Source organism: Stenotrophomonas sp. MYb57 (genome assembly GCF_002966815.1).
Taxonomy (GTDB): domain Bacteria; phylum Pseudomonadota; class Gammaproteobacteria; order Xanthomonadales; family Xanthomonadaceae; genus Stenotrophomonas; species Stenotrophomonas indicatrix.
This window is the reverse complement of the sequence record NZ_CP023271.1, coordinates 3,626,397-3,651,490: the sequence shown is the minus strand read 5'-3', so window position 1 is coordinate 3,651,490 and position 25,094 is coordinate 3,626,397. Positions and strand designations below refer to the sequence as shown.

General features: G+C 66.7%; 22 protein-coding genes. 18 read left to right on the top strand and 4 right to left on the bottom strand.

The window, feature by feature from the left end; translation table 11 throughout:
* Positions 1-296: 296 nt before the first annotated feature.
* Positions 297-1,997 carry a YbaL family putative K(+) efflux transporter gene (gene ybaL / locus CLM74_RS16740; protein ID WP_025874691.1) on the bottom strand — a complete coding sequence of 567 codons (1,701 nt, stop codon included), beginning with the start codon at positions 1,995-1,997 and terminating at the stop codon, positions 297-299.
* A gap of 158 nt (positions 1,998-2,155) precedes the next feature.
* The gene (locus CLM74_RS16735) at positions 2,156-4,543 is read right to left on the bottom strand and encodes a TonB-dependent receptor (RefSeq protein ID WP_025874690.1); all 2,388 of its coding nucleotides are present in this window, start codon (positions 4,541-4,543) and stop codon (positions 2,156-2,158) included.
* Positions 4,544-4,877: 334 nt separating this feature from the next.
* Between CLM74_RS16735 and CLM74_RS16730 the strand changes: the two genes are divergently transcribed.
* On the top strand, positions 4,878-6,743 hold the full coding sequence (locus tag CLM74_RS16730) for an ABC-F family ATP-binding cassette domain-containing protein (protein WP_025874689.1): 1,866 nt from the start codon (positions 4,878-4,880) through the stop codon (positions 6,741-6,743).
* A gap of 91 nt (positions 6,744-6,834) precedes the next feature.
* Here CLM74_RS16730 and ampR read toward each other — a convergent pair whose 3' ends face one another.
* Positions 6,835-7,698 (bottom strand): LysR family transcriptional regulator AmpR, encoded by an 864-nt coding sequence (ampR, locus tag CLM74_RS16725; protein ID WP_025874688.1) that lies wholly within the window; start codon positions 7,696-7,698, stop codon positions 6,835-6,837.
* 174 nt (positions 7,699-7,872) lie between these two features.
* Here ampR and blaL2 point away from each other — a divergent pair, with 174 nt between their 5' ends.
* The 3 genes from blaL2 to CLM74_RS16710 all read left to right on the top strand — a co-directional run bounded on the left by blaL2 (position 7,873) and on the right by CLM74_RS16710 (position 10,806).
* Positions 7,873-8,787, top strand: a complete 915-nt coding sequence (blaL2, locus tag CLM74_RS16720; RefSeq protein ID WP_105164544.1) for a L2 family extended-spectrum class A beta-lactamase — start codon at positions 7,873-7,875, stop codon at positions 8,785-8,787.
* Between the two features lie 106 nt (positions 8,788-8,893).
* On the top strand, positions 8,894-10,108 hold the full coding sequence (locus CLM74_RS16715; RefSeq protein WP_032975144.1) for a cation:proton antiporter: 1,215 nt from the start codon (positions 8,894-8,896) through the stop codon (positions 10,106-10,108).
* Between the two features lie 56 nt (positions 10,109-10,164).
* On the top strand, positions 10,165-10,806 hold the full coding sequence (locus CLM74_RS16710) for a hypothetical protein (protein WP_033831830.1): 642 nt from the start codon (positions 10,165-10,167) through the stop codon (positions 10,804-10,806).
* Between the two features lie 76 nt (positions 10,807-10,882).
* Here CLM74_RS16710 and CLM74_RS16705 read toward each other — a convergent pair whose 3' ends face one another.
* Positions 10,883-11,641, bottom strand: a complete 759-nt coding sequence (locus CLM74_RS16705; RefSeq protein WP_025874683.1) for a DUF3011 domain-containing protein — start codon at positions 11,639-11,641, stop codon at positions 10,883-10,885.
* Between the two features lie 160 nt (positions 11,642-11,801).
* On the opposite strand from CLM74_RS16705, the gene aspS reads away from it, so the two are divergent.
* The 14 genes from aspS (at position 11,802) to tolB (ending at position 25,057) form a co-directional block, all read left to right on the top strand.
* Positions 11,802-13,553 (top strand): aspartate--tRNA ligase, encoded by a 1,752-nt coding sequence (aspS, locus tag CLM74_RS16700; protein ID WP_059064882.1) that lies wholly within the window; start codon positions 11,802-11,804, stop codon positions 13,551-13,553.
* Positions 13,554-13,569: 16 nt separating this feature from the next.
* Positions 13,570-13,905 (top strand): hypothetical protein, encoded by a 336-nt coding sequence (locus CLM74_RS16695; protein WP_025874681.1) that lies wholly within the window; start codon positions 13,570-13,572, stop codon positions 13,903-13,905.
* Between the two features lie 32 nt (positions 13,906-13,937).
* Positions 13,938-14,459 (top strand): GNAT family N-acetyltransferase, encoded by a 522-nt coding sequence (locus tag CLM74_RS16690; RefSeq protein ID WP_099843426.1) that lies wholly within the window; start codon positions 13,938-13,940, stop codon positions 14,457-14,459.
* 77 nt (positions 14,460-14,536) lie between these two features.
* The gene (locus CLM74_RS16685) at positions 14,537-15,169 is read left to right on the top strand and encodes an alpha/beta fold hydrolase (RefSeq protein WP_025874679.1); all 633 of its coding nucleotides are present in this window, start codon (positions 14,537-14,539) and stop codon (positions 15,167-15,169) included.
* Positions 15,170-15,354: 185 nt separating this feature from the next.
* Positions 15,355-16,086 carry a YebC/PmpR family DNA-binding transcriptional regulator gene (locus CLM74_RS16680; protein WP_032975140.1) on the top strand — a complete coding sequence of 244 codons (732 nt, stop codon included), beginning with the start codon at positions 15,355-15,357 and terminating at the stop codon, positions 16,084-16,086.
* A gap of 129 nt (positions 16,087-16,215) precedes the next feature.
* On the top strand, positions 16,216-16,737 hold the full coding sequence (gene ruvC / locus CLM74_RS16675) for a crossover junction endodeoxyribonuclease RuvC (RefSeq protein WP_025874677.1): 522 nt from the start codon (positions 16,216-16,218) through the stop codon (positions 16,735-16,737).
* A 13-nt stretch (positions 16,738-16,750) separates the two neighbouring features.
* The gene (ruvA, locus tag CLM74_RS16670; RefSeq protein WP_099843424.1) at positions 16,751-17,344 is read left to right on the top strand and encodes a Holliday junction branch migration protein RuvA; all 594 of its coding nucleotides are present in this window, start codon (positions 16,751-16,753) and stop codon (positions 17,342-17,344) included.
* Between the two features lie 49 nt (positions 17,345-17,393).
* Positions 17,394-19,313, top strand: coding sequence for a potassium transporter Kup (locus CLM74_RS16665; protein ID WP_033831825.1), 1,920 nt, complete (start codon positions 17,394-17,396; stop codon positions 19,311-19,313).
* Between the two features lie 419 nt (positions 19,314-19,732).
* On the top strand, positions 19,733-20,773 hold the full coding sequence (gene ruvB, locus CLM74_RS16655) for a Holliday junction branch migration DNA helicase RuvB (RefSeq protein WP_025874674.1): 1,041 nt from the start codon (positions 19,733-19,735) through the stop codon (positions 20,771-20,773).
* The gene (gene ybgC, locus CLM74_RS16650; protein ID WP_032975136.1) at positions 20,763-21,200 is read left to right on the top strand and encodes a tol-pal system-associated acyl-CoA thioesterase; all 438 of its coding nucleotides are present in this window, start codon (positions 20,763-20,765) and stop codon (positions 21,198-21,200) included. Before ruvB ends, ybgC begins: the two co-directional genes overlap by 11 nt.
* A 10-nt stretch (positions 21,201-21,210) precedes the next feature.
* On the top strand, positions 21,211-21,990 hold the full coding sequence (tolQ, locus tag CLM74_RS16645; protein WP_025874672.1) for a protein TolQ: 780 nt from the start codon (positions 21,211-21,213) through the stop codon (positions 21,988-21,990).
* 24 nt (positions 21,991-22,014) lie between these two features.
* The gene (gene tolR / locus CLM74_RS16640) at positions 22,015-22,443 is read left to right on the top strand and encodes a protein TolR (protein ID WP_025874671.1); all 429 of its coding nucleotides are present in this window, start codon (positions 22,015-22,017) and stop codon (positions 22,441-22,443) included.
* Positions 22,433-23,488: a cell envelope integrity protein TolA gene (gene tolA / locus CLM74_RS16635; RefSeq protein WP_105164543.1), complete on the top strand. Its 1,056-nt coding sequence runs from the start codon at positions 22,433-22,435 to the stop codon at positions 23,486-23,488. The genes tolR and tolA overlap by 11 nt, the downstream gene beginning before the upstream one ends.
* A 249-nt stretch (positions 23,489-23,737) precedes the next feature.
* Positions 23,738-25,057: a Tol-Pal system beta propeller repeat protein TolB gene (gene tolB, locus CLM74_RS16630; RefSeq protein WP_033831823.1), complete on the top strand. Its 1,320-nt coding sequence runs from the start codon at positions 23,738-23,740 to the stop codon at positions 25,055-25,057.
* The last annotated feature ends 37 nt before the right edge of the window (positions 25,058-25,094 follow it).

Below are 25,094 nucleotides of genomic sequence, written 5' to 3'. Positions count from 1 at the left end.
CGAAATATTCGATTCCGATGGAGATCCATCCACGCATGGCGTGGATCTACTGTGTCGACCAAGGTCGACACCTACCAAATCGTTCATCCACCAACAGCAGCGGGAAATTGTCGAAGGCGGGGTGGGTCCGGTTGCGGGGGCGTGAGCCGCATGGATGCGGCGACCGAGCTTACATGGACGTACTTGCAGCGTCCCCCGCAACCGGACCCACCCCGCCATCCCACGGAATGCCAGCTTTTGCCGTTGCCGTTGCCGTTGTTTCGGCGGGTGCAGGGCGCAGCCCTGCTGCACCCCCCTCACACCACCGGGATGCTGTGCTGCCCAAGACTGCGGTACGGCGGGGTGGCCATCACCATCTCCGCCAACGAGTAGGCCAGCTCGCGCTCGGCCATCACCGTGCCGTCGGCACCGTGTTCAAGCAGATGCTTCACTTCGGCATCGCTGTGCGCACGCGCCAGCAGGGTCAGGTTGGGGTTGATCGCACGCAGCTTGGCCAAGGTCTCACCGGCTTCCAGCGGCTGCGGGATCGCCAGCACCGCGATCTTCGCGCGCTCGGGATGGGCTTCGGCCAGCACCTTGTCCGAGGCGGCGCTGCCGCGGATGCCGGGCAGACCGGCGGCATGCGCCTCGGCCACGTGTTCCTTGTTGTCGTCGATGATCATCACCGGCACGCCACGGTCGCGCAGCACCTGCGCCAGCGCGCTGCCGACGCGGCCATAGCCGATGACGATGGCATGGTCGTGCAGGTCCAGCGACGGCCCCGGCGGCAGCTCGGTCTCCACCGCGGTGGGCGTGGTTTCCTGGTGCTTCAGCAGCCAGCGGTCGAGCAGGCCGAACACCAGCGGGTTGAGCATGATCGAGATCAGCGCGCCGGCCAGCACCAGCGCCTGGCCGGTCGGCGGCAGGATCTTCAGGGTCACGCCGAGGCCGGCAATGATGAAGGCGAACTCGCCGATCTGCGCCAGGCTGGCCGAGATCGTCAACGCGGTGCCGGTGGGGTGGCCGAACGCGCGCACGATGAAGAACGCCGCCGCCGATTTGCCGAACATGATGATGCCGGCGGTGGCCAGCACCTGCCACGGGTGCTCAATCAGGATGCCGGGATTGAACAGCATGCCCACCGAGACGAAGAACAGCACCGCGAACGCGTCGCGCAGCGGCAGGGAATCGCTGGCCGCCTTGTGGCTGAGTTCCGATTCATTGAGCAGCATGCCGGCGAAGAACGCGCCCAGCGCGAAGGACACACCGAACAGCATCGCCGAGCCGAACGCCACGCCCAGCGCGATCGCCAGCACCGACAGGGTGAACAGTTCGCGCGAGCCGGTACCGGCAATGCGCTCCAGGATCCACGGAATGACCCGGCGGCCGACCACCAGCATCACTGCCACGAACAGGCCCAGCTGCACGAACGTCCAGCCGATGCTGGCCAGCACGCTGCCGAGGGTGTGGTGTTCATTGGCCGCGTCGGGCCCGAACACACCGGCCATCACCGGCATCATCACCAGTGCCAGCACGCAGGCCAGGTCCTCGACGATCAACCAGCCGACCGCGATCTTGCCGCGCTGGGTTTCCAGCAGGCGGCGCTCCTCCATCGCGCGCAGCAGCACCACGGTACTGGCCGTGGCCAGCGCGAAACCGAACACCACGCCGTGGATGACCGGCCAGCCCATCAATGCCGCCAGGCCCCAGCCGAGCAGGGTAGCGACCAGGATCTGGCCGATGGCACCGGGAATGGCGATGGCTTTGACCGCCATCAGGTCCTTCAGCGAGAAGTGCAGGCCGACGCCGAACATCAGCAGCATCACGCCCAGTTCGGCCAGCTGGTTGGCCAGTGCCTGGTCGGCAACGAAGCCCGGCGTGAACGGCCCGACGCAGATGCCAGCAACCAGGTAACCGACCAGAGGAGACAAGCGGAGCTTGTTGGCCAGCGCGCCGAAGATGAAGGCGAGCCCGAGACCAACGGCAACGATGTTGATCAGGTCGGTGTCATGGTGCATCGGCTCTCGCAGAAATCAGGGGGATGCCCCGATTTTCACCTAATGAGCCAAATGCGGCAAACCTTTAGAGCAAATAGGGTCAGATCCCTTTTCCTGCAGGAAAAGGGATCTGACCCCGGATGAACCCGCCGGGCAGGGCCCGGCACGCCCGTTACCGCTTACCAGTTGTACTTGATCCGCCCGTACACATACGCGCCATTGAAGCCGAACGGCGAGTAGTTGCTGTACGGCAGCATGCCGAAGGTCGAGTTCTGCAGGTCCTCGGTGCGATCCGGGTACTCGTCCAGCAGGTTGTCGGCGCCCACCGTCAGCGTCCAGTTCGCACTCGGCTTGTAGCTGGCCGAGGCATCCAGCACCCACTTGTCGCCGTAGGTCTGGTCGCGCGCGGCGGTGGCCGAGTTGCGCACCGTGAACTCGCCGTAGCGGGTCGCCGCCAGGCCCAGTTCCCAGTGATCCGAACGCCAGGTGCCACTCAGGATCGTCTTGTCACGCGGATAACTGTCCTCGATGCGGCCGATTTCATCGCGGCCGATCAGCGACTGGGTCAGGCCCAGCGTGCCGAACACCGCCGGCGTGCCACCCACGCGCTGCACTTCGGTGTCGTTGTAGCTGTAGGCCGCGGTCAGTTCCAGGCTGCTGGCGCTGAACGGCACGGTGTAGCTGGACACGAAGTCGACGCCGCGGGTGCGGGTGTCCAGGCCGTTGGTGAAGTACGAGAACGCAGTCACCTGCGGCAGGCCGAGCGTGGTCAGCAGCGCGCTGCTGGCGGCATTGGTGCTGATGCTGGACGACAACGCGATGCGGTCGTCAATGTCGATCTGGTACGCGTCGACGGTGATGTACAGGCGATCCACCGGCTGCAGCACCAGGCCCAGGCTGTAGGAGGTGGAGGTCTCGGCCTTCAGCGGCGACGCGCCCAGTGCCTGTGCGGCCGGGCTGGTGGTCGGGAAGGTGCCGCGTTCAACGAACACGCCGTTGAGGAACTGGCTGGTCACCGCCTGGTAGCCCTGCTGGGCCAGTGACGGTGCGCGGAAACCGCTGGAGGCGGTGGCACGCAGTGCCACCTTGTCGGTGAAGGCATAGCGCGCCGACAGCTTGCCGGAGAAGCGGTCGCCGAAGTCCGAATAATCCTCGTAACGACCAGTGACACCGGCGGAGAACTTCTCGCTCAGGTCCGCTTCCAGGCCCGCATAGACTGCGTAGTTGTGGCGGTCGGTATGCACTTCGTTGGTCGGGGTGAAGCCGCCGAAGCCCTGCGCACCGGTGCCGGTGTAGGAATTCAGCTCGCCCGGGTTCTGGTCCCACTTCTCGCGGCGGTACTCACCGCCGAAGGACAGCGTGACCGGATAGGCCAGGCCCCAGTCCAGCGACTTGGTCAGGTCGGCGTTGAAGATGTCCTGCTGGTACTTCAGCGTGCCGTCGTAGAACGAACGCGGGCTGGTCGCGCCCAGGCTGTAGTTGATGCTGTTGCGGGTGTGGAAATCCAGGGTGTTCTCGCCGTGGTTCAGGCTCAGGTCCCAGGTCCAGCCGTTGTCGGTGTTGCCTTTGACCCCGGCCACCAGCGAGCGGTCCTTGGAGTACTGGTTGATCTCCGGCACGAAGCCGTCGGGGTAGGTCTGCGCCAGCAGCGCGGTCTGTCCGTTGTGGTTGCGCGAACGGTAGAACGCGAACGAGGTGATGTCGCGGTTGCTGAGCAGCGCGCTCGCATAGCCGGTCACGTGGTCGCTGAAATCAAAGCTGGCATTGGCCGACGCCGCAGTGGCGTCCACGCGCGGGTCGCCGACGATGAAGGTGGTCTGGCCCACGGACGGGTAGTTGACGGTGTTCGGCGTGGTGCCGCGATAGGGGCCGGCGCGGTCGCTCTCGTCCTGCTGGCTGATCTGGCCGGCCACGTGCACGCGGCCACGGCCGTTGCCGAATTCCACGCCGGTATCGCCGGACAGCTGGTACTTGTTGCCGTCGCCAGCCGAGTACTGGCCGTAATCGACGGCCAGGCTGCCACCGCTGCCGCTGCCCTTCAGCACGATGTTGATGACGCCGGCGATGGCATCCGAACCGTACTGTGCCGAGGCGCCGTCACGCAGCACCTCGACGCGCTCGATGGCGGCGATCGGAATCGCGTTGATGTCCACCGCCGACGAACCGCGGCCGATGCTGCCGTTGACGTTGATCATCGCCGAGGTGTGGCGGCGCTTGCCATTGACCAGCACCAGCACCTGGTCCGGCGACAGGCCGCGCAGCTGTGCCGGGCGCACACCGCTGGTGCCGTCGGTCAGCGCGGGGCGCGGGAAGTTCAGCGACGGCAGCGCGCGCGACAGCGCGGTGGCCAGCTCACCGGTACCGGTGGACTGCAGGATCTCGGGGGTGATGATGTCGATCGGCGACTGCGATTCGGCGACCGTGCGGTCGGCCACGCGGGTGCCGGTGACGATCACCGTATCCAGGGTGTTGGCGGCGGTGCCGGCCTGCTGGGCGGCGGCAACGAACGGAGAACCACCGAGTGCGACAGCGACGGCGGCGGCGATCAGGCTGGTCTTGCGGGTCATCGGGAGGGGGCTCCGGTTGGCGGGATGGCACCGGAATCGACATCACGGGGGTGAGGCGGACGACGGTTGTTGCGGTGCGCAATACAGGAATTAACGGGATATTCAGTGCCTGTCAAATGCCGGTCATCAGAAAAAACGTTGCAGCAGCAACCATTTAGCTGCGACAGGCAGTGACGGGGGAGGGGCCCGGGAGGCGCGCGGACAGGACGTGGGAGAGAGGAACGTCGGCCGTCGCGCATCCCGGGGCGCGTCAAGTATTCGTTAACGTTAGAATTGCGTCGCAGGAACAGTGCTTACCAGCACATTCCATTCGGTTATATGGACGCCTCCCCCCATGATTTCGCTTCGTAATTTCGCCTTGCGCCGCGGCGAGCGGCTGCTGTTGTCCAATGTCGACCTGACCCTGCATGCCGGTTACCGGGTAGGCGTGGTCGGCCGCAACGGTGCTGGCAAGTCCAGCCTGTTCGCGGCGGTGAAGGGCGAACTGGAGGCCGACAAGGGTGACGTCGACCTGCCGGGCAAGATCCGCATCGCCAGCGTTGCCCAGGAAACCCCATCCCTGCCGGACCCGGCGCTGAGCTTCGTGCTGGGCGGTGACATCGAAGTGGCTGCGGTGCTGGCTGCCGAAGCCGACGCCACCGCCCGCGAAGACTGGGAAGCGGTGGCCGAGGCGCATACGCGCATGGCCGAGCTGAACGCCTACGACGCCGAAGCGCGTGCCGGCAAGCTGCTGCATGGCCTGGGCTTCCCGGCCGAAACGCACCACCGCGCGGTGTCCTCGTTCTCCGGCGGCTGGCGCGTGCGCCTGAACCTGGCCCGCGCGCTGATGATGCCCAGCGACCTGCTGCTGCTCGACGAACCGACCAACCACCTGGATCTGGACGCGGTGTACTGGCTGGAACAGTGGCTGCTGAAGTACCCCGGCACCCTGCTGCTGATCTCGCATGACCGCGAGTTCCTCGACAACGTGGCCACCCACACCCTGCACCTGCACGGTGGTGGCGCCAAGCTTTACCCGGGCGGTTACACCGACTTCGAGCGCCAGCGTGCCGAACAGCTGCGCCAGCAGCAGATCGCGCATGAGAAGGAACAGGCCGAGCGCGCCCACCTGCAGAGCTTCATCGACCGCTTCAAGGCCCAGGCCAGCAAGGCCGCACAGGCACAGAGCCGGATGAAGCGCCTGGCCAAGCTGGCCGGCACCGAGGCGGTGCGCGCCGAGCGCGAATTCCGCATCGAGTTCGCACCGCCGGCCAAGCTGCCGTTCTCGCTGATCCGCCTGAACCACGTCGAGGCCGGCTACGGCAGCGATTCGGTGATCCTGCACAACGTGGGCTTCGGTCTGGAAGCGGGCCAGCGCATCGGCCTGCTGGGCCCCAACGGCGCCGGCAAGACCACCCTGGTGAAGACCCTGGTGGGCGAACTGGCACCGATTGCCGGCGAGCGCGCCGCGCACCCGGACCTGCGCATCGGCTACTTCGCCCAGCACACGGTCGAGTCGCTGCATGAAGGCCAGTCGCCGATGGAGCACTTCCGCGACCTGGCCCCGGATGCACCGAACCAGTCGTTCCGCGATTTCCTCGGCAAGTGGAATTTCCCGGGCGACCGTGCCTTTGAACCGGTGGATGGTTTCTCCGGTGGCGAGCGTGCACGCCTGGCGCTGGCATTGATCGCCTGGCAGCAGCCGAACGTGCTGTTGCTGGACGAACCGACCAACCACCTTGACCTGGAAATGCGCGAAGCCCTGGCCGAAGCACTGGCCGATTTCGACGGCGCAATCGTGATGGTTTCGCATGACCGCCACCTGATCGGCCTGGTCTGTGACACCTTCTGGCGTGTGGCCGACGGCGTGGTCGAACCCTTCGATGGTGACCTCGATGCCTACGCCGCCTGGCTGCGCACGCGCCCGCAGGCGCAGGGCACCAAGGCACGCATGGAGCAGGTGGAGGAACCGGTGGTGGTCACGACCGCACCGGTCGCGCAGGTGGTGCAGAAGAAGCCGGTCAACCCGCACAAGCTGGCCAGCGCCGAAGCCAAGGTCGCCGAGCTGGAAGGTGTGCTGGCCGAACTGGACCGGCAGCTTGCCGACTCGAGCAACTATGCCGATGCCACGCGCATGGCCGTGCTCGGCCGCGACCGCGAAGCCGCCGCCGCACAGCTGGAAAAGGCCGAAGCGGCCTGGATGGAACTGCTGGAGTCCTGATTCCACCTGTAGCGCCGGGCCATGCCCGGCGGCTTCTCCCAACCGCCGCGCTCGCCGGGCATGGCCCGGCGCTACCCGCGGCGCGCGTGTTTCATCCCTGCGCCTGCAGCCATTCGCGGAACCGCTTGGCCGGTTCCCGTTCGGCACGCGAGCGCAGACGGGTCAGCCAGTAGCGACCCAGCTCCAGCGTGGTGGCAAACGGCTGCAGCAGCCGGCCCTCGGCCAGGTCCGCTTCGAACATGCGCAGCGGCAGCAGGGCAACGCCTGCGCCACCGGCCGCAGCTACCGCCAGCGTCAAGGACGAATCGAACACCGGTCCGCGTGCTTCCACGCCGTTGGCCCCGGCCATCTGCAGCCAGCGTGGCCATTCGTCGCTGCGGTACGAACGCAGCAGCGGCAAGGCCGCCAGGTCGCGCGGATGCTTCAGCCGCCGCGCCAGTGCCGGCGCGCACAACGGCGCGAACGGCGCGTCCAGGATCGCCGTGCAGGCCTGTCCCTGCCAGTCGCCATCGCCGAAACGGATTGCCAGGTCCAGGCCTTCACCGGCCAGGTCGATGCGGTTGTTGTGGGTCTGCAGCCGCAGTTCGATATCCGGGTGGGCCGCATCGAACGCGGCCAGCCGCGGCAGCAGCCAGCCGGTGGCGAAGGTGCCGACCACGCCGATCGTCAGCACTTCCCGCGCCGGACCACCGGTGTAGCGGGCGATGCTGGCTGAAATGCGCTCGAAGGATTCATTGAGCACCGGGTACAGGGCTGCTCCTTCCTCGGTCAACGCCACGCCGCGGGGAAGGCGGTGGAACAGGCGGATACCCAGCCGGTCCTCCAGTCCGCGTATCTGGTGGCTCAACGCCGCCTGGCTGACGCAGAGTTCCAGCGCGGCCCGGGTGAAGTTCTGGTGCCGGGCAGCCGCTTCGAAGGCGCGCAACGCATTCAGCGAAAGGGTGGGGTGCAGCATGGGGACGTGTGAGGCAGGATGATGGCTGATGGTAGCGCCTTGCCATGGGCGTTGGATAAATAAAGGGTTTAATGCGTCATGCATGAATTAATCTCATGGCTGACGCTGAAAAAACGCGCTGGTCGCCTTTGCCCACCCTTTCAATAATCGGGACAGCTTCCACGAGGATTCCGCATGCTTGCCCGTCGTCGATTCCTGCAGTTCAGTAGTGCCGCAGTCGCCTCCACCCTTGCGTTGCCGTTGCTGGCCCGGGCTACCGCACCCGCCACCGTGCCCGCCACACCGGTCGATGCCGCCATCGTCGCCGCCGCCGACTTCGCCGCGCTGGAAAAGGCGTGCAGCGGTCGACTCGGCGTAACCCTGCTCGACAGCGCTGGTGGTCGCCGCCTCGGCCATCGCCAGGACGAACGCTTCCCGCTGTGCAGCACCTTCAAGAGCGTGCTGGCCGCCACGGTGCTCAAGCAGGCCGAGCGCGATCCGGCACTGCTGGACCGGCGCCTGCCGGTGCGGACCCAGGACCTCCTGGAGCACGCGCCGGTCACCCGCCGCCACGTCGGCAAGGACCTGACCGTGCGTGACCTCTGCCGGGCCACGTTGATCACCAGCGACAACACCGCCGCCAACCTGTTGTTCGCAGCGATCGGCGGGCCGCCAGCAGTCACCGCGTTCCTGCGAGCCACCGGCGACACGATCACCCGCAGCGATCGCCTGGAGCCGGAACTGAACAGCTTCGCCATCGATGATCCCCGCGACACCACTACGCCGGCGGCCATTGCATCGACGCTGCAGCGTCTGGTGCTGGGCAATGCACTCAGGCCTGCCTCACGCCAGCAGTTGGCCGACTGGCTGATCGACAACGAAACCGGCGATGCCTGCCTTCGTGCGGGCCTGGGCAAGCGCTGGCGGGTGGGCGACAAGACCGGCAGCAATGGCGAAGACGCCCGCAACGACATCGCCGTGTTGTGGCCGGTGCAGGGCGGTTCGCCCTGGGTCCTGACCGCCTATCTGCAGGCGGGCACGATCAGCTTCGAACAGCGCGCGGCGGTACTTGCGCAGGTCGGGCGGATCGCCGATGGGCTGATCCGCTGAAGGGCGCTCTGCCGAAAGGAGAGGGCACTTTCAGCCGTGTCCGGCTTGCCCGATCCGGATCGAACCCGCATCCTGCGCGCGTTCGATCCACACGGAAGTCCCCCCGATGAGCCATGAACTGGTCTACCTGCTGCTGATCTTCGCGCTGCTGGTGATCCCGCGCGCGCTGCAGCGGTTCAGCCTGCCGGCGCCGCTGACCTGCCTGCTGTTCGGCATCATCGGCATGCTCTGGCTGGGCGACCAGGCGCACGACGCGGTCATCGCACTGCTGGCCACGCTGGGCATCTCCTCACTGTTCCTGTTCGCCGGCCTGGAAGTTGACCTGCAGGCCCTGCGGCGCGGCATGTGGCCGCTGCTGGCGCATCTGCTGATCCGCAGTGCGACCCTGTTCGGCGTCGGCTGGCTGGCCTGGCGTTACGCCGGCCTGCCATGGCAGGCGGCCGGGTTGCTGGCGCTTGCGCTGCTGACCCCCTCCACCGGTTTCATCATGGATTCGCTGTCGCGGCTGGGGCTGAGCGAGGACGAGCGGTTCTGGGTCACCAGCAAGGCCATCGCCGGTGAACTGCTGGCCCTGGCGGCGTTGTTCATCGTGCTGCAGGCTGGCGATCCCGGGCACATGGCGCTGTCCAGCCTGGCCCTGCTGGCGATGATGATCGGCCTGCCGCTGCTGTTCATCGCGCTCGGTCGCTGGGTCGCGCCGCATGCGCCGGGCTCGGAATTCTCGCTGCTGGTGATGGTGGGCATGGTGGCGGCGTACATCACCTACCTGCTGGGCGTGTACTACCTGGTTGGCGCCTTCATTGCCGGCCTGGTCGCGCGCCTGCTGCACCAGCGCATGCCGCTGCTGGCTTCGCACGAAAACCTGCATGCGCTGCGTCTGTTCGCCTCGTTCTTCGTGCCGTTCTACTTCTTCAACGCCGGCACCAAGGTGCCCAGCGAAGCGCTGAGCTGGGAGGCGCTGGGGCTGGGCATCGTCATCACCCTGGTGGTGCTGCCGCTGCGCATCGCAGTGGTCTGGCTGCAGCGCCGCGTGATGTTCGGCGAGAGCTTCCGCAGCAGCCTGCGCGTATCGCTGGCGCTGGCACCGACGCTGATCTTCACCCTGGTGCTGGCCGCGATCATGCGCGATCGCTTCCAGATTCCGGCGGTGCTGTTCGGCGCGCTGCTGCTGTATGCCGCCTTGACCACGCTGCTGCCCTCGCTGGTGTTCCGCACGCCGTTCGATGTCGATCCGGTCGAGCAGGAGCCGGCAGGGCAGGGCGAAGATGCGCCGGTGGCGGCGACGGACGTGGTTGCCGCCGCCCCTGCAGCCGAGCGCTGAGGTGGATCCAGGGAGTGCGGTTTGCGCGCATCGGCCATGGCCGTTAGGGTTGGGGCATGAAACCGATCGCCGCTGTTGCTTCCGCCTTCGCCCTGCTCGGCCTCGCCGCCTGCTCGCAGCCATCGCATACGGTCAACCACGATCTGTCGACCGCGCCGGCCGACGCCTTCATGGCCGCGGTCGCTGCCCATTGTGGCCAGGCGTACGAGGGCAAGGTGGTGGAAGACACGCCGGCCCCTACCGGTAAAGACCCCTTCGCCGGGCAGAAGCTGGTGATGCACGTGCGGGGCTGCGCCGACCCGGGCCATGAGCTGCGCATCCCGTTCCACGTCGGCGATGACCATTCGCGCACCTGGGTGTTGACCCGCACCGAGCACGGGCTGCGCCTGAAGCACGACCATCGCCACGCCGATGGCAGTCCCGATGCGATCACCCTGTACGGCGGTGACAGCAAGCCGCCGGGCACCGCCGAACGCCAGCAGTTCCCCGCAGATGGCGAATCGGTGGCGATGTTCCGCCGTGCCGACATGCTGGCTTCAACGCACAACACCTGGGCGATGGAGATCGAGCCGGACCAGCGTTTCGTCTATGAGTTGACGCGCCCGGAAGGGCGCCGTTTCCGGGTCGAGTTCGATCTCAGCAAGCCGGTCGCGCTACCGCCTGCGCCCTGGGGCGACCAGGCTTCGCCGGCACCCTGATTGCGGGGTCGGATCCATGCCCACGGCAAGGGCTCTGACCCCTGGCATGCTGCCGCGGACAGCCCGGCGCTACCCCTCAACGCGTGCCGAAGCGCGCCCGACAGCCGTTGCTGACCCACACGTTGCCGCGCGAGTAGCCCCAGGTCCGGCCTTCCTGGCAGGCGCTGCCGGACAGCTGCTGCTGCAGCACAGGCCGGCCCTGGCGCTCATCCCAGTTGCAGCTCTGCTGGCGGTTGTTGTTGCTGCTGCAGGTCACGGTGTAGTTGCTGTTGCCACCACCCCAGCCGCCGCCATTGCCCCCACCATTGCCGCCGCCCCAGCCACCGCGGGCCTCGGCGAACTCGGCGCGGCAGCCGCGGTTGACCCAGATCGCGCCGTTGCGCACGCCCCAGTTCTGGCCTTCCACGCACTGCGTGCCGGAGATCTGCCGGACCACGCGTGCGTTGCGCCAGCCCACCGGGCAGCTGCGTTCGCGGTTGTCCTGGCTTTCGCAGCGCACGGTGCCGCTGTTGCCGTTGCCGTTGCCACCACCCCAACCGCCGCCGTTGCCGCCACCCCAGCCGCCTCGGCCCTGGGTGAATTCGGCGCGGCAGCCGTTGTTGACCCAGATGCTGCCATTGCGGGTGCCCCAGGTTCGGCCTTCCACACAGGCCGAGCCGGACAGCTGGCGGACCAGCCGGGCATCGCGCCAGCCGGTGTTGCAGACGCGTTCGCGGTTGTTCTGGCTCTCGCAGCGGACCACCCCGTCCTGCGCGGCGGCAGGGGCGGAGTGCAGGGCGAGCGCGGTAAAGGTGCCAAGGATCACGGCCAGGCTGGCTAGGGACTGCGGTTTCATGGCGACATCCCCATACGGGAGTAGGTGCGCGACTATAAGGACGGGGGCGATCAAGCCCGCGTGACCGTCCGCATTTGCCCCGGCCGGGGCCTCGGCCGCAGAATAAGAGGCTTTCCGGTCCCCATCAGGCGCCGGCGTTCTCCAGCGGAGCTTTCCCCCCATGCGTACCCACTTCTGCGGCCTGGTCGATGAGACCCTGATTGGCCAGACTGTCACCCTCGCCGGCTGGACCGACGTGGCCCGTAACCAGGGCGGCGTCTGCTTCATCGATCTCCGCGATCATGAAGGCATCGTGCAGGTGACGGTGGAGCTCGACAACGCCGAAGTGTTCGCCGTGGCCGCCTCGCTGGGCTATGAGGACGTGCTGCAGGTGGAAGGCGTGGTACGTGCTCGCCACGCGGTCAACGACAAGCTGCGCACGGGCAAGGTGGAAGTGATCGCCACCGCCATCACCGTGCTGAACAAGGCCGCGCCGCTGCCGTTCCACGCCCACGAGAACCCGGGCGAAGAAACCCGCCTGAAGTACCGCTACCTGGACCTGCGCCGTCCGGAGATGCAGCGCATGCAGCGCACCCGCATCAAGCTGGTGCAGGCCCTGCGCCGCCACCTGGACGAGAAGGGCTTCCAGGACATCGAAACGCCGATCCTGACAAAGGCCACTCCGGAAGGCGCACGCGACTTCCTGGTGCCGGCGCGCATGCACCCGGGCGAGTTCTATGCCCTGCCGCAGAGCCCGCAGCTGTTCAAGCAGATCCTGATGGTGGCCGGCTTCGACCGCTACTACCAGATCGCGCGCTGCTTCCGCGACGAGGCCCTGCGTGCCGACCGCCAGCTGGAATTCACCCAGCTGGACATGGAGTTCGCCTTCGTCCGCGAGCGCGACGTGCAGGACTTCGTCGAAGACATGATCCGCGCCATCTTCAAGGAAGTGGTCGACGTCGAACTGGATGCCAGCTTCCCGCGCATGACCTGGGCCGAGGCGATGCGTCGCTATGGTTCGGACAAGCCGGACCTGCGCATCGCGCTGGAACTGGTGGACGTGGCCGAGCTGGTCAAGACCAGCGAATTCCCGGTGTTCACCGCTGCTGCCAACGATGCCGATGGCCGCGTCGCCGCCCTGCGCATCCCCGGTGGTGCCAGCCTGTCGCGGAAGCAGATCGACGAGTACGCCGCGCACGCCGCCAAGTACGGTGCGAAGGGCCTGGCCTACATCAAGGTGGGCGAGAACGGTGAAATCAGCTCGCCGATCCAGAAGTTCTTCAGTGAAGAGGGCTTCGCCGCCCTGGTCGCCCATGTCGGCGCCGGCAACGGCGACATCGTGTTCTTCGGTGCCGGCGGCTACAACAAGGTGTCCGACTTCATGGGCGCGCTGCGCCTGAAGGCCGGCAAGGACTTCGGTCTGGTCGCCGACAGCTGGGCGCCGCTGTGGGTCACCGACTTCCCGATGTTCGAATGGGACGAGGAAGCGCAGCGCTACGTCGCCCTGCATCACCCCTTCACCGCGCCGGCCGTGGACGACATCGCCGACCTGCGCGCGCACGCCAAGACCGCCGTTTCGCGCGGCTACGACATGGTGCTCAACGGCAATGAAATCGGCGGCGGTTCGATCCGTATCCACCGCCCCGACATGCAGAGCGCGGTGTTCGAACTGCTCGGCATCGGTGCCGAAGAAGCCCGCGCCAAGTTCGGCTTCCTGCTCGACGCGCTGAACTACGGCGCGCCGCCGCACGGTGGCATCGCCTTCGGCATCGACCGCATCGCCGCGCTGATGGCCGGCACCGAGTCGATCCGCGACGTCATCCCGTTCCCGAAGACCACCGGTGCGCAGGATCTGATGACCGACGCGCCGTCGCCGATCGTCGACGAGCAGCTGGCCGAAGTGCATATCCAGGTTCGCCCCAAGAAAAACTGATCAGGAGATCCAGGCAATGACCGAGTTTGCGTTTTCGCTGGAGTGGGAAAAGCTGGGCAATGAAGGCTCCGAGGCCAACCTGGTCACCGAGCGTGCACGTGTCTTCGGTGGTTGGCTGGTCCGTGTCGGTACCAACCCGTCGGCCATGGCCCTGACCTTCGTCGCCGACGGCGAAGGCCGCTGGGACGGTGAAGACTTCGGCGTCGAGGATTACGAAGACGACGAAGAGGAAGAGTACGACGAGGACGAGGAGGGCGAAGAAGAGGAAGACGGCGAGGAAGAAGAGGACGACGAGGAATACGAAGAAGAGGAAGAGGAAGAAGACGACAAGGAGCCGGCGGAACGGGCTTGACCCGAACCGTGGTCCTGACGTCAACTCGACCCATGTATTCGATCCGCCGCGCCACTGTGGACGACGCGCCGACCCTGTCGGCGCTGGCCGCACGCACGTTCACCGAAACCTTCGGCCATCTGTATCCGCCGCAGGACCTGCAGGACTTCATCGACGAGGCCTACACGGTCGAGCGTCAGCGCACGATCCTGGCCCACCCCGATTACGCGGTGTGGCTGCTGGAGCTGGACGGGGAGGCGGTCGGCCATGCCGCCGCCGGCCCCTGTGGGTTGCCGCATCCGGAGGTGAAGCCCGGTGACGGTGAGCTCAAGCGCCTGTACCTGATCAAGACGCAGCAGAGCTGCGGCTGGGGCAGCCGCCTGCTGGAAACCGCGCTGGCCTGGCTGGAGCACGACGGCCCGCGCACGCTGTGGCTGGGCGTGTGGTCGGAAAACTTCGGCGCGCAGCGCTTCTACGCCCGGTATGGTTTTGAAAAGGCCGGCGAGTACCTGTTCCCGGTGGGCGATACCAACGATCTTGAGTTCATCCTGCGCCGTTTGCCGCATCCGGCCTGAAACCGTTCACCGCCGCTTGCCCCTGGCTTCTGTTCAATCATCGTAGTTCCGCCCCGCTGACCGCCAGGCTGTTGCACATGACTCCCCCCGTTCTGTTGTTGCATGGCATCTGGAATGCCCGTGCCTGGGTCGGGCCGCTGGCCTGGCGCCTGCGCGCGCGCGGCTTCCAGGTCCATACCTTTGGCTACTCGTCCGTATTTGGCGGTCCCGATGTGGCCGTGCCGCAGTTGCTGGAGCGGCTGGCAGATGCAGGCCCGCTGTCGCTGGTCGGGCACAGCCTGGGTGGCCTGCTGGCGCTGGAAGCCCTGCGCCGGCAGCCGCAGCTGCCCGTGCAGCGCGTGGTCTGCCTGGGATCGCCACTGCGGGGCAGTGGTACTGCGCGCTCGTTGTCCGAACATGGTTGGGGCCTGGCCCTGGGCCGCAGCAGCGAGCTGCTGCTGGACGGGCTGCCGGACTGGCAGGGCAAGGCCGCCGTCGGCCTGATCGCCGGCTCGGTGCCACATGGGCTGGGCAGCCTGCTCGGGGCGCTGGATGACGATTCCGACGGTACCGTGGCGCTGGCCGAGACCCGCCTGCCAGGCCTGGCCGACCACTGCGTGGTGCGCACCAGCCACAGCGGCCTGGTGGTGTCGCCCGATGCCGCGCGGCAGACCGCGCATTTCCTCCGCCATGGCCAGTTCGACCATGGCCGGGACGCTGCCGCCGCGTAAGGCGGTTCGCCGGGCATGGCCCGGCGCTACCGCCCTGCCTTTGTGGGTGCGAACCGTTGGTTCGCACGCTCTCGCCGGGCCATGCCCGGCGAGCGCAGCGGCATCCATCCGTCCTCGACACGGTCAGCGGGCCCGATCAGGTAGAATCCGCGGCCTTATCCATCAACGCACGTACGGAAAGACCCATGGGTAGAGGCCCCTCCATCGAGAACCGCAAGAACGCGTCTGACGCGAAGCGCGGCAAGATTTTCACCAAGATCATCCGTGAGATCGGCGTGGCCGCCCGCGGCGGTGGAGGCGACCCCAACAACAACCCGCGCCTGCGTGTAGCCGTGGACAAGGCGCTGACTGCGAACATGTCCAAGGACGTGATCGAGCGCGCCATCAAGAAGGCCACCGGTGAACTGGAAGGCGTCGAGTACGAAGAGATCCGCTACGAGGGCTACGCGCCCGGTGGCGTGGCCGTCATCGTCGATTGCCTGACCGACAACCGCGTGCGCACCGTGGCCGATGTCCGCCATGCGTTCAGCAAGTGCGGCGGCAACATGGGCACCGAAGGCTCGGTCAGTTTCATGTTCAAGCGCGTGGGCGTGCTGCACTACGGCGCCGGCGCCGATGAGGACGCCATCTCCGAAGCGGCCATCGAGGCCGGTGCCGATGACATCGTGGTCTACCCGGAGGACGGCGCGATCGACGTGCTCACCGCTGCGGACAGCTTCCACGCGGTCAAGGATGCGATGCAGGCGGCTGGCCGCACGCCGGACCATGCCGAGCTGACCTTCCGCGCCGACAACGACATCAAGGTCGAGGGCGACACCGTCCTGCAGGTCAAGAAGCTGTTGGACATGCTGGAAGACCTCGACGACGTGCAGGACGTGTACTCCAACGCCGATCTCGGCGCGGACGCCTACGCCTGAACGGACGCTGCGCCGGTCGCCTTTGGCGGCCGGTGAGCGGACAATGCGGACCATGATGATCCCAGACGTTTCCAGCCATCACCGCCGCATGCGTCCTTCCCGGATCAGCGGCCTGCGCGCGTGTGCCGCATGACCCGCATTCTCGGCATCGACCCGGGTTCACAACGGACCGGGGTCGGCATCATCGATGTCGATGCCAGCGGCCGGGTCAGCCACGTGCATCACCAGCCGCTGGTGCTGCTCGGTGCCGATGACTTCCCGCAGCGCATGAAGCTGCTGGTGCTGGGCCTGGCCGAGCTGTGCCTGGAGTTCCAGCCGCAGGAAGTGGCCATCGAAAAGGTGTTCATGGCGCGCAACCCCGATTCGGCGCTGAAGCTGGGCCAGGCCCGTGGCGCGGCGATTTCGGCGGTGGTGCTGCGCGACCTGCCGGTGCACGAGTACGCTGCCAGCGAGATCAAGCTGGCGGTGGTCGGTCGTGGCGGCGCCGAAAAGCAACAGGTTCAACACATGGTCGGGCTCATGCTCAACCTGAAAACCAAGCTGCAGGCCGACGCGGCCGACGCGTTGGCCGTGGCCATCACCCATGCCCACGTAAGGGCAACGGCCAACCGCCTGGGGCTGACTGCCCGCCAGGCGTGGGGCCGCAAATGAGGAGCTGCACGCAATGATCGGTCGACTGCGCGGAATCGTCGCCTACAAGGCGCCGCCGTGGCTGGTGGTGGACGTCAACGGGGTGGGCTACGAGCTGGAGGCGCCGATGAGCACCTTCTACGACCTGCCCGAGCTGGGCCGTGAGGTCACGCTCTACACTCATTATTCGCAGAAGGAAGACAGCGTCTCGCTGTACGGCTTCCTGCGCGAAGGCGAGCGCCGCCTGTTCCGCGACGTGCAGAAGGTCAGCGGCATCGGCGCGAAGATCGCGCTGGCCGTGCTGTCCGGGGTCACCGTCGAAGAATTCGCCCGCATGGTCCAGGCCGGCGACATCACCGCGCTGACCCGCATCCCGGGCATCGGCAAGAAGACCGCCGAGCGCATGGTGCTGGAACTGCGTGACCGCGCGGCGCAGTTCGGTGCCGGTGGCGCACTGCCGACCGGCAGTGGCCCGGCCCCGGCCGATCCGCTGTCCGATGCCACCGTGGCCCTGCAGCAGCTGGGCTACAAGCCCGCCGAGGCAGCGCGGATGGCGCGCGAGGCCTTCAACGAGGGCGACGAAGTGGCCATGGTCATCCGCAAGGCCCTGCAATCGGCGCTGCGCTGAGCCGCTCCGTTTCCTTCCCCATTACACCCTGAGCTTCGCCAGGAGCCCCATGTCCAGCAGTCAAACCCCGCACACCGCCGCCCATGGTGGCCATGGTCACGCTCCCCCCGCCGGGGGCCTGGCGCTGATCATCGGTGCGATCGGCGTGGTCTTCGGCGATATCGGCACCAGCCCGCTGTACACCCTGAAGGAGGCGTTCTCGCCGCACTACGGGCTCAACAGCGACCACGACACCGTGCTGGGCGTGCTGTCGCTGGCGTTCTGGGCGCTGAACATCGTGGTCACCCTGAAGTACGTGACCATCATCATGCGCGCCGACAATGACGGCGAGGGCGGCATCATGGCGCTGATGGCGCTGACCCAGCGCACGCTGCGCAACGGGTCGCGCTCGGCCTACGTGGTCGGCATCCTCGGCATCTTCGGCGCCTCGCTGTTCTTCGGCGATGGCGTGATCACCCCGGCGATATCGGTGCTGGGTGCGGTTGAAGGCCTGGAGGTTGCCGCGCCGGGGCTGCACGCCTTCATCGTGCCGATCACCGTGGTGGTGCTGCTGGCCGTGTTCGCGGTGCAGCGTTTCGGTACCGCGAAGATCGGCAAGCTGTTCGGCCCGATCACCTCGATCTGGTTCATTTCGCTGGCCGCGATCGGCATCTACAACATCGTCGACGCGCCGGAAGTGCTGAAGGCGTTCAACCCGTGGTGGGCGATCCGCTTCTTCATGGAGCACGGCTGGCACAGCATCTTCATCCTCGGCGCGGTGGTGCTGGCGGTGACCGGTGGCGAGGCGCTGTACGCCGACATGGGCCACTTCGGTGCCAAGCCGATCCGCCACGCCTGGTACTTCTTCGTGCTGCCCTGCCTGGTGCTGAACTACCTGGGGCAGGGCGCGCTGGTGCTCAACCATCCCGAGGCGGTGAAGAACCCGTTCTTCGAGGCGGTGCCGTCGTGGGCGCTGTACCCGATGATCATCCTGGCCACGATGGCTGCGGTGATCGCCTCGCAGTCGGTGATCACCGGTGCGTTCTCGGTCTCGCGCCAGGCCATGCAGCTGGGCTACATCCCGCGCATGCGCATCAAGCACACCTCGCACGACACCATCGGCCAGATCTACATCCCCGGCATCAACTGGGGCATCGCGGTGATGGTGATCGGGCTGGTGCTGGCCTTCCGCAGCTCGTCCAACCTGGCCGTGGCCTACGGCATCTCGGTGTCGGCCACCATGCTGATCGATACCCTGCTGCTGGCCCTGGTTGCACGTTCGCTGTGGCCCAAGGCACGCAACTGGATCCTGCCCTTGTGCGTGGTGTTCTTCATCATCGATCTGGGCTTTGTCATCGCCAACGGCGCCAAGCTGCTGCAGGGCGCCTGGTTCCCGGTGGTGCTGGGCATCTTCCTGTTCACCATGATGCGCACCTGGCGCCGTGGCCGCGAACTGCTGCGCGACGAGATCCGCAAGGACGGCATCCGCATCGACACCTTCCTGCCGGGCCTGATGCTGGCGCCGCCGGTACGCGTACCCGGTACCGCGGTGTTCCTCACCGCCGACCCGACCGTGGCCCCGCATGCGCTGATGCACAACCTCAAGCACAACAAGGTGCTGCACGAGCGCAACGTGTTCCTGCATGTGGTGACCCTGCCGGTGCCGTACGCGGCGGAAGGGCAGCGCCTGAAGATCGAATCGGTGGGCGATGAGTTCTATCGGGTCTACGTGCGTTTCGGCTTCATGGAGACCCCCGACGTGCCGCTGGCGCTGATGCGCTCGTGCGACCACGGTGGCATCTACTTCGACCCGATGGACACCACCTTCTTCGCCAGCCGCGAGACCATCGTCGCCACCGCCAACCGTGGCATGCCGATCTGGCGCGACAAGCTGTTCGCGCTGATGCACAGGAACGCCGCCCCGGCGACGGGCTTCTTCCGGATTCCGGGCAACCGCCTGGTCGAGCTGGGCGCGCAGGTGGAGATCTGAGCGCGCGGGGTCGGATCCCTTTTCCACAGGAGAAGGGCTCTGACCCCATGTCCGTGTCATCCAGCTCCATCCACGCATGGCGTGGATCTACCGTGTCGATCAAGGTCGACACCCACCAATAGCAGGGCATGGCGTGTCGACCAAGGTCGACACCTACCAGGAGCAGGCCATGCAATTCCGGCAGATCGCGGAGATCTGTCGAAGGCGGGGTGGGTCCGGTTGCGGGGGTGTCCGCGGCATGGATGCCGCGGCCAAGCCCCCATGGATGGGTTTACGGCGTCCCCCGCAACCGGACCCACCCCGCCATCCATCAGGAAACCTGCTTCTGCTGTCGCTTCGGCAGTTGAAGTTGCAGTTGCTTCTGCGGGTGCCGGGCGCAGCCCGGCCGAATCTCCCCGCTTTTACCGCATAATCAGCACATGACCGACGACCGCATCATCGCCGCCGGCGCCACCCGCGAGGATGACGCCGCCGACGCCAGCATCCGACCCAAGCGACTTGCCGACTATCTCGGCCAGGTGCCGGTGCGCGAGCAGATGGAGATCTACATCCAGGCCGCCAAGGGTCGTGGCGACGCACTGGACCACGTCCTGATCTTCGGCCCCCCCGGCCTGGGCAAGACCACCCTCAGCCACGTCATCGCCAACGAACTGGGCGTGGCCCTGCGCGTGACCTCCGGCCCGGTGATCGAGAAGGCCGGCGATCTGGCCGCGCTGCTGACCAACCTGCAGCCGCACGATGTGCTGTTCATCGACGAGATCCATCGCCTGTCGCCGGTGGTGGAAGAAGTGCTGTATCCGGCGATGGAAGATTTCCAGATCGACATCATGATCGGCGAGGGCCCTGCGGCGCGCTCGATCAAGATCGACCTGCCGCCGTTCACCCTGATCGGCGCCACCACCCGCGCCGGCCTGCTGACCGCGCCGCTGCGCGACCGCTTCGGCATCGTCCAGCGCCTGGAGTTCTACAGCGTCGAAGAACTGACCCGCATCGTGCGCCGCTCGGCCGCGATCCTGGCCATCGACTGCACCGCCGACGGGGCAGGGGAGATCGCGCGCCGCGCGCGTGGCACCCCGCGTATCGCCAACCGCCTGCTGCGCCGCGTGCGCGATTACGCCCAGGTCAAGGCCGGTGGCCACATCGACCAGACCGTGGCCCAGGCCGCAATGCAGATGCTCAAGGTCGACCCGGAAGGCTTCGACGAGCTTGACCGCCGGCTGCTGAAGACCATGGTCGATTACTTCGACGGTGGCCCGGTGGGCATCGAGTCGCTCGCCGCGGCGCTGTCCGAAGAGCGTGGCACGCTGGAAGACGTGGTCGAACCGTACCTGATCCAGCAGGGCTTCCTGGTGCGCACCGCGCGTGGCCGCATGGCGACCCACAAGGCCTACCGGCACATGGGCCTGAAGCCGAAGAACCCGCCGCAGGACCTGTTTGCCGAGGTCCCCGATGTCGGTTGAACCGCGATTCAGTTGGCCGACACGCATTTACTGGGAAGATACCGACGCTGGCGGGGTGGTCTACCACGCCCGCTACGTGGCCTTCATGGAACGGGCCCGGACCGAATGGATGCGCGCGCTGGGCTACGGCCAGGAGCGCATGCGGTCCGAGCACGGCATGGTCTTCGCGGTGCGCTCCATGCAGATGGATTTCATCAAGCCGGCACGGCTGGATGACCAGCTGCAGGTAAGCGCCACCCTGGTCCAGCTGAAGAAGGCCAGCATGGTCTTCGACCAGCAGGTCCTGCGCGACGGCCAGCTGCTGCTGTCCGCACAGGTCCGCATCGCCGCACTGGACGCGGCCAGTTTCCGCCCGCGTGGCATGGACGATGCCGTCCTTGCCGCGCTGCAACCCCACCTCCACCCCGAATCCGAACAGAACTCTTGAGGAACAACGGATGATCGCAACGCTCCTGGCCCTGCAGGCCACGGTCACCGAGGCTTTGCCGGCTGACGTCAGCAATGCCGCGACCCAGACCCTTGCCCAGGCCACCACCGGCGGCGGCATCAACTACCTCGAACTGATGGCCAAGGCCAGCTTGCCGGTGAAGATCATCGTGCTGGCGCTGCTGGTCGGCTCGTTCGTCAGCTGGGTGATCATTTTCCGCAAGGCCCGCATCTTCAAGCAGGCCACCCGCGAAGCCGACGAGTTCGAGAACCGCTTCTGGTCCGGTGCCGACCTGGGCAAGCTGTACAGCTCGGCCACCGACCGCAGCCGCAATGTCGGCGGCCTGGAAGCCATCTTCGAAGCCGGTTTCCGCGAGTACACCCGCCTGCGCGACAAGCGCCGGCTGGATGGCCGTGCCCAGCTGGAAGGTGCCCAGCGCGCCATGCGCACCACCTACACCCGCGAAGTCGACCAGCTCGAGCGCAACCTGGAGCTGCTGGCCAACATCGGCTCGACCGCCCCGTACGTAGGCCTGGTCGGTACCGTGTTCGGCATCATGGTGACCATGCACGACATGATCAGCAGCGGCGCCCAGGCCGGTATCGCCGCCGTCGCCCCGGGCATCTCCGAAGCGCTGTTCGCCACTGCCATCGGCCTGTTCGTGGCGATCCCGGCGGTATGGGCCTACAACCGATTCACCACCCGCGTGGAGCGCATGTCGGTGCGTTTCGAGACCTTCGCCGACGAGTTCAGCTCGATCCTGCAGCGCCAGAGCGCTGGCGACGAGTAAGCGCCAGACCCGGGAGTCCAAGCCATGTCCGCTGCCATCGGTCGCCGCAAGCGCCGCAAGCTGAAATCGGAAATCAACGTCGTTCCCTATATCGACGTCATGCTGGTGCTGTTGATCATCTTCATGGTCACCGCGCCACTGCTCACCCTGAGCTTCGATGTCGACCTGCCCAATTCCAACGCCAAGGCGCTGGAAAGCAAGCAGGACCCGGTGATCGTCTCGGTGCGCCAGGACGGCCAGCTCAGCCTGAAGCTGCCCGACGCCAAGGAACCCACGGCCGTCACCGCCGAGGAACTGCAGGGCCACCTGTCCGGCATCGCCGCGCAGGACAAGGGAGTGCGCGTGATCGTCGCCGCCGACCGTGCCGTGGCCTATGAAAAGGTCATCGCGGCGATGGACGTGATCAAGCGCGCCAACGTGGACAAGGTAGGCCTGGCCACCGATGCACGCTGACGCCCTGCCGCCACCGCACAAGCAGGAACCCGGCTGGGGCCAGCCGATGGTGCTGGCCGTGCTGGTGCACCTGCTGGTCGCGTTGATCTTCATCGGCGCCTGGCTGTGGTCACCGCAGCGCAATACCGATGCCGCCGCAGGTGATCCCTCGGTCGAGGCCAGCCTGGCACTGTCCGCGTCCGAAGCCGCTGCCGCCCGTCAGGCCCTGCGCCAGTCGGAAAAGCTGGAAGACCTGCCGCCGCCGGTGGCCGAACCGATCCCGGTGCCGGAAGACACCATCCCGCCGCCGCAGCCGATTGAAGAGCCGCGCCCGCAGGACGCACCGACGCCGCAGCAGCAACAGGCGCAGGAGCGCGTGGCGCAGCCCGACACCAAGGACCAGGACGTGGTCAGCGCGTTGGCGATCTCGCAGGAAAAGGCCAAGCAGGAGCAGGAAGCCAAGCGCCGCCAGGAGCAGATCGACCTGACCGAGCGCAAGCGCCAGGAAGAGGCCGAGCAGAAGCTGCGCCTGGCCAAGCAGCAGGAAGCGGATGCCAAGAAGAAGCAGGCCGAGCAGGAGCGCCTGGCCGCTGACAAGGCGGAAGCCGAGAAGCAGAAGAAGATCGCCGACATCCGCGCCCGCCGCGAGCAGGCCGAGAAGGAAGCCAAGCTGGCCGAGCAGAAGCTGCGCCAGGTCGCTGCCGCGCGCAATGCCGCAGGCACGGCTGCTGCCGGTGCCAGTGGTGCCGCACAGCCGGCTGCCGGTGGTGGTGGCAGCAGTGATGATCTGTCTGCCAAGTACGCGGCGGCCATCCAGGCCAAGGTGCTGGCGCAGTGGGTGCGTCCGGACAGCGTGCCGCTGGGCCAACGCTGCCAGATCACCATCAACCAGTTGCCGGGCGGTACCGTCCGCAGCGCCACGGTCAGCGCCGGCTGCCCGTTCGATGAAGCCGGCAAGCGCTCGATCGAGGCCGCCGTGCTCAACGCCCAGCCGCTGCCGTACCGCGGTTTCGAGCAGGTATTCGCACGCACGATCAACTTCACGTTCACCGCCCAGGATCGCTGAGGCGCGGGGCAGGGCAGCCCTTTGGGGCTGTCCCGTCATCCAATGACGCTTTTAGCTCTGGATCGTGCGGGCCCGTCCACGCCATGCTTGGGACGCGTCATTCGCACGAAAGGTGGCCGCGACGTTAACGGCATGTGAGAGACCCGGCTGGCACTGACCAGGAATTCACGTACCCTTGGTTCATGATTGCGAAGCGGTTCACTGCCGTTTTGTTATCCCTCGTTCCGGTTCCCCCTATTTGAGCGCTCCATGAAGAAGATGCCTCGCTGGCTTGCCGTGTTTGCGGCCCTGTTGCTGCCCTTTGCTGCCGTCGCGCAGCAGAAGGGGCTGGATATCGACATCATCGGCGGCAATGCCTCCGCCCTCCCGATCACCATCGTGCCGATGCCCTACCAGGGTGCAGCCGGTGCTCCGCAGACCGACGTCGCCGGCGTGGTCCGTGCCGACCTCGAACGTTCGGGCCAGTTCCGCACGCTGCCCGAAGCGCAGATCGTCGAAAAGCCGATCCGTGGCGGTGACATCCAGTTCGCCACCTGGCGCGCGCTGAAGCAGAACTACATCGTCGTCGGCCGGGTCATGGACGCCGGTGCCGGCGCCTACCGCGTCGAGTACGAACTGTTCGACGTGCCCAAGGGCGAGCGCTTGCTGGGCCTGGCGATGACCGCACGTGGCAATGCCATGCGCGACGTTGCCCACCAGATGGCCGACGCCATCTACGAGAAGATCACCGGTGTCCGTGGTGCCTTCTGGACCCGCATCGCCTACGTGACCGCCAGCGGCAAGGGCGACGCCATGCGCTACGCGCTGATGGTGGCCGATTCGGACGGCTTCAACCCGCAGACCATCGTGCGTTCGGCCGAGCCGCTGCTGTCGCCGTCGTGGAGCCCGGATGGCAACAAGCTGGCCTACGTCAGCTTCGAACGTGGCAACTCGGCCATCTACATCCAGAACATCTCCACCGGCGCCCGTGAGCTGGTCACCAGCTTCCGCGGCATCAACAGCGCCCCGGCCTTCTCGCCGGACGGCCGCAAGCTGGCCCTGACCCTGTCGCGTTCGGGCAACCCGGAAATCTACGTGATGGATCTGGGCAGCAAGCAGCTGACCCAGCTGACCAACCACTTCGCCATCGATACCGAGCCGACCTGGGCACCGGATGGCAGTGCGGTGTACTTCACCTCCGACCGCGGCGGCCGTCCGCAGGTCTACAAGGTCGGTGCCGGTGGTGGCAGCGCCGAGCGCGTGACCTTCCAGGGCAACTACAACGCCAAGCCTTCGGTGTCCTACGACGGCAAGAAGATCGCTGTCGCCCAGGGTTCGGGCAACAGCTACAAGATCGCGATGATGGACAGCTCGCTGGGTTCGCCCCGCTGGAGCACGCTGTCGCCGGGTTCGCTGGACGAATCGCCGAGCTTCGCGCCCAACGCGAGCATGGTGCTGTATGCCGCCCGTGAGGGTGGTCGTGGTGTGCTGTACGCCGTCTCGGCCGATGCGCGCGTGCGCCAGCGCCTGGTCCTGGCAGACGGTGATGTGCGCGAGCCGGCATGGTCCCCATACCGTACCCAGCGCTAAAAGAGTGTTAATATTTTCTCTGTATTGAACCCCTCAT

Bases quoted from the DNA above. Each gene is read 5' to 3' on its own strand.
- ybaL (WP_025874691.1), bottom strand. From the start codon at position 1,997: ATGCACCATGACACCGACCTGATCAACATCGTTGCCGTTGGTCTCGGG.
- CLM74_RS16735 (WP_025874690.1), bottom strand. From the start codon at position 4,543: ATGACCCGCAAGACCAGCCTGATCGCCGCCGCCGTCGCTGTCGCACTC.
- CLM74_RS16730 (WP_025874689.1), top strand. From the start codon at position 4,878: ATGATTTCGCTTCGTAATTTCGCCTTGCGCCGCGGCGAGCGGCTGCTG.
- ampR (WP_025874688.1), bottom strand. From the start codon at position 7,698: ATGCTGCACCCCACCCTTTCGCTGAATGCGTTGCGCGCCTTCGAAGCG.
- blaL2 (WP_105164544.1), top strand. From the start codon at position 7,873: ATGCTTGCCCGTCGTCGATTCCTGCAGTTCAGTAGTGCCGCAGTCGCC.
- CLM74_RS16715 (WP_032975144.1), top strand. From the start codon at position 8,894: ATGAGCCATGAACTGGTCTACCTGCTGCTGATCTTCGCGCTGCTGGTG.
- CLM74_RS16710 (WP_033831830.1), top strand. From the start codon at position 10,165: ATGAAACCGATCGCCGCTGTTGCTTCCGCCTTCGCCCTGCTCGGCCTC.
- CLM74_RS16705 (WP_025874683.1), bottom strand. From the start codon at position 11,641: ATGAAACCGCAGTCCCTAGCCAGCCTGGCCGTGATCCTTGGCACCTTT.
- aspS (WP_059064882.1), top strand. From the start codon at position 11,802: ATGCGTACCCACTTCTGCGGCCTGGTCGATGAGACCCTGATTGGCCAG.
- CLM74_RS16695 (WP_025874681.1), top strand. From the start codon at position 13,570: ATGACCGAGTTTGCGTTTTCGCTGGAGTGGGAAAAGCTGGGCAATGAA.
- CLM74_RS16690 (WP_099843426.1), top strand. From the start codon at position 13,938: ATGTATTCGATCCGCCGCGCCACTGTGGACGACGCGCCGACCCTGTCG.
- CLM74_RS16685 (WP_025874679.1), top strand. From the start codon at position 14,537: ATGACTCCCCCCGTTCTGTTGTTGCATGGCATCTGGAATGCCCGTGCC.
- CLM74_RS16680 (WP_032975140.1), top strand. From the start codon at position 15,355: ATGGGTAGAGGCCCCTCCATCGAGAACCGCAAGAACGCGTCTGACGCG.
- ruvC (WP_025874677.1), top strand. From the start codon at position 16,216: ATGACCCGCATTCTCGGCATCGACCCGGGTTCACAACGGACCGGGGTC.
- ruvA (WP_099843424.1), top strand. From the start codon at position 16,751: ATGATCGGTCGACTGCGCGGAATCGTCGCCTACAAGGCGCCGCCGTGG.
- CLM74_RS16665 (WP_033831825.1), top strand. From the start codon at position 17,394: ATGTCCAGCAGTCAAACCCCGCACACCGCCGCCCATGGTGGCCATGGT.
- ruvB (WP_025874674.1), top strand. From the start codon at position 19,733: ATGACCGACGACCGCATCATCGCCGCCGGCGCCACCCGCGAGGATGAC.
- ybgC (WP_032975136.1), top strand. From the start codon at position 20,763: ATGTCGGTTGAACCGCGATTCAGTTGGCCGACACGCATTTACTGGGAA.
- tolQ (WP_025874672.1), top strand. From the start codon at position 21,211: ATGATCGCAACGCTCCTGGCCCTGCAGGCCACGGTCACCGAGGCTTTG.
- tolR (WP_025874671.1), top strand. From the start codon at position 22,015: ATGTCCGCTGCCATCGGTCGCCGCAAGCGCCGCAAGCTGAAATCGGAA.
- tolA (WP_105164543.1), top strand. From the start codon at position 22,433: ATGCACGCTGACGCCCTGCCGCCACCGCACAAGCAGGAACCCGGCTGG.
- tolB (WP_033831823.1), top strand. From the start codon at position 23,738: ATGAAGAAGATGCCTCGCTGGCTTGCCGTGTTTGCGGCCCTGTTGCTG.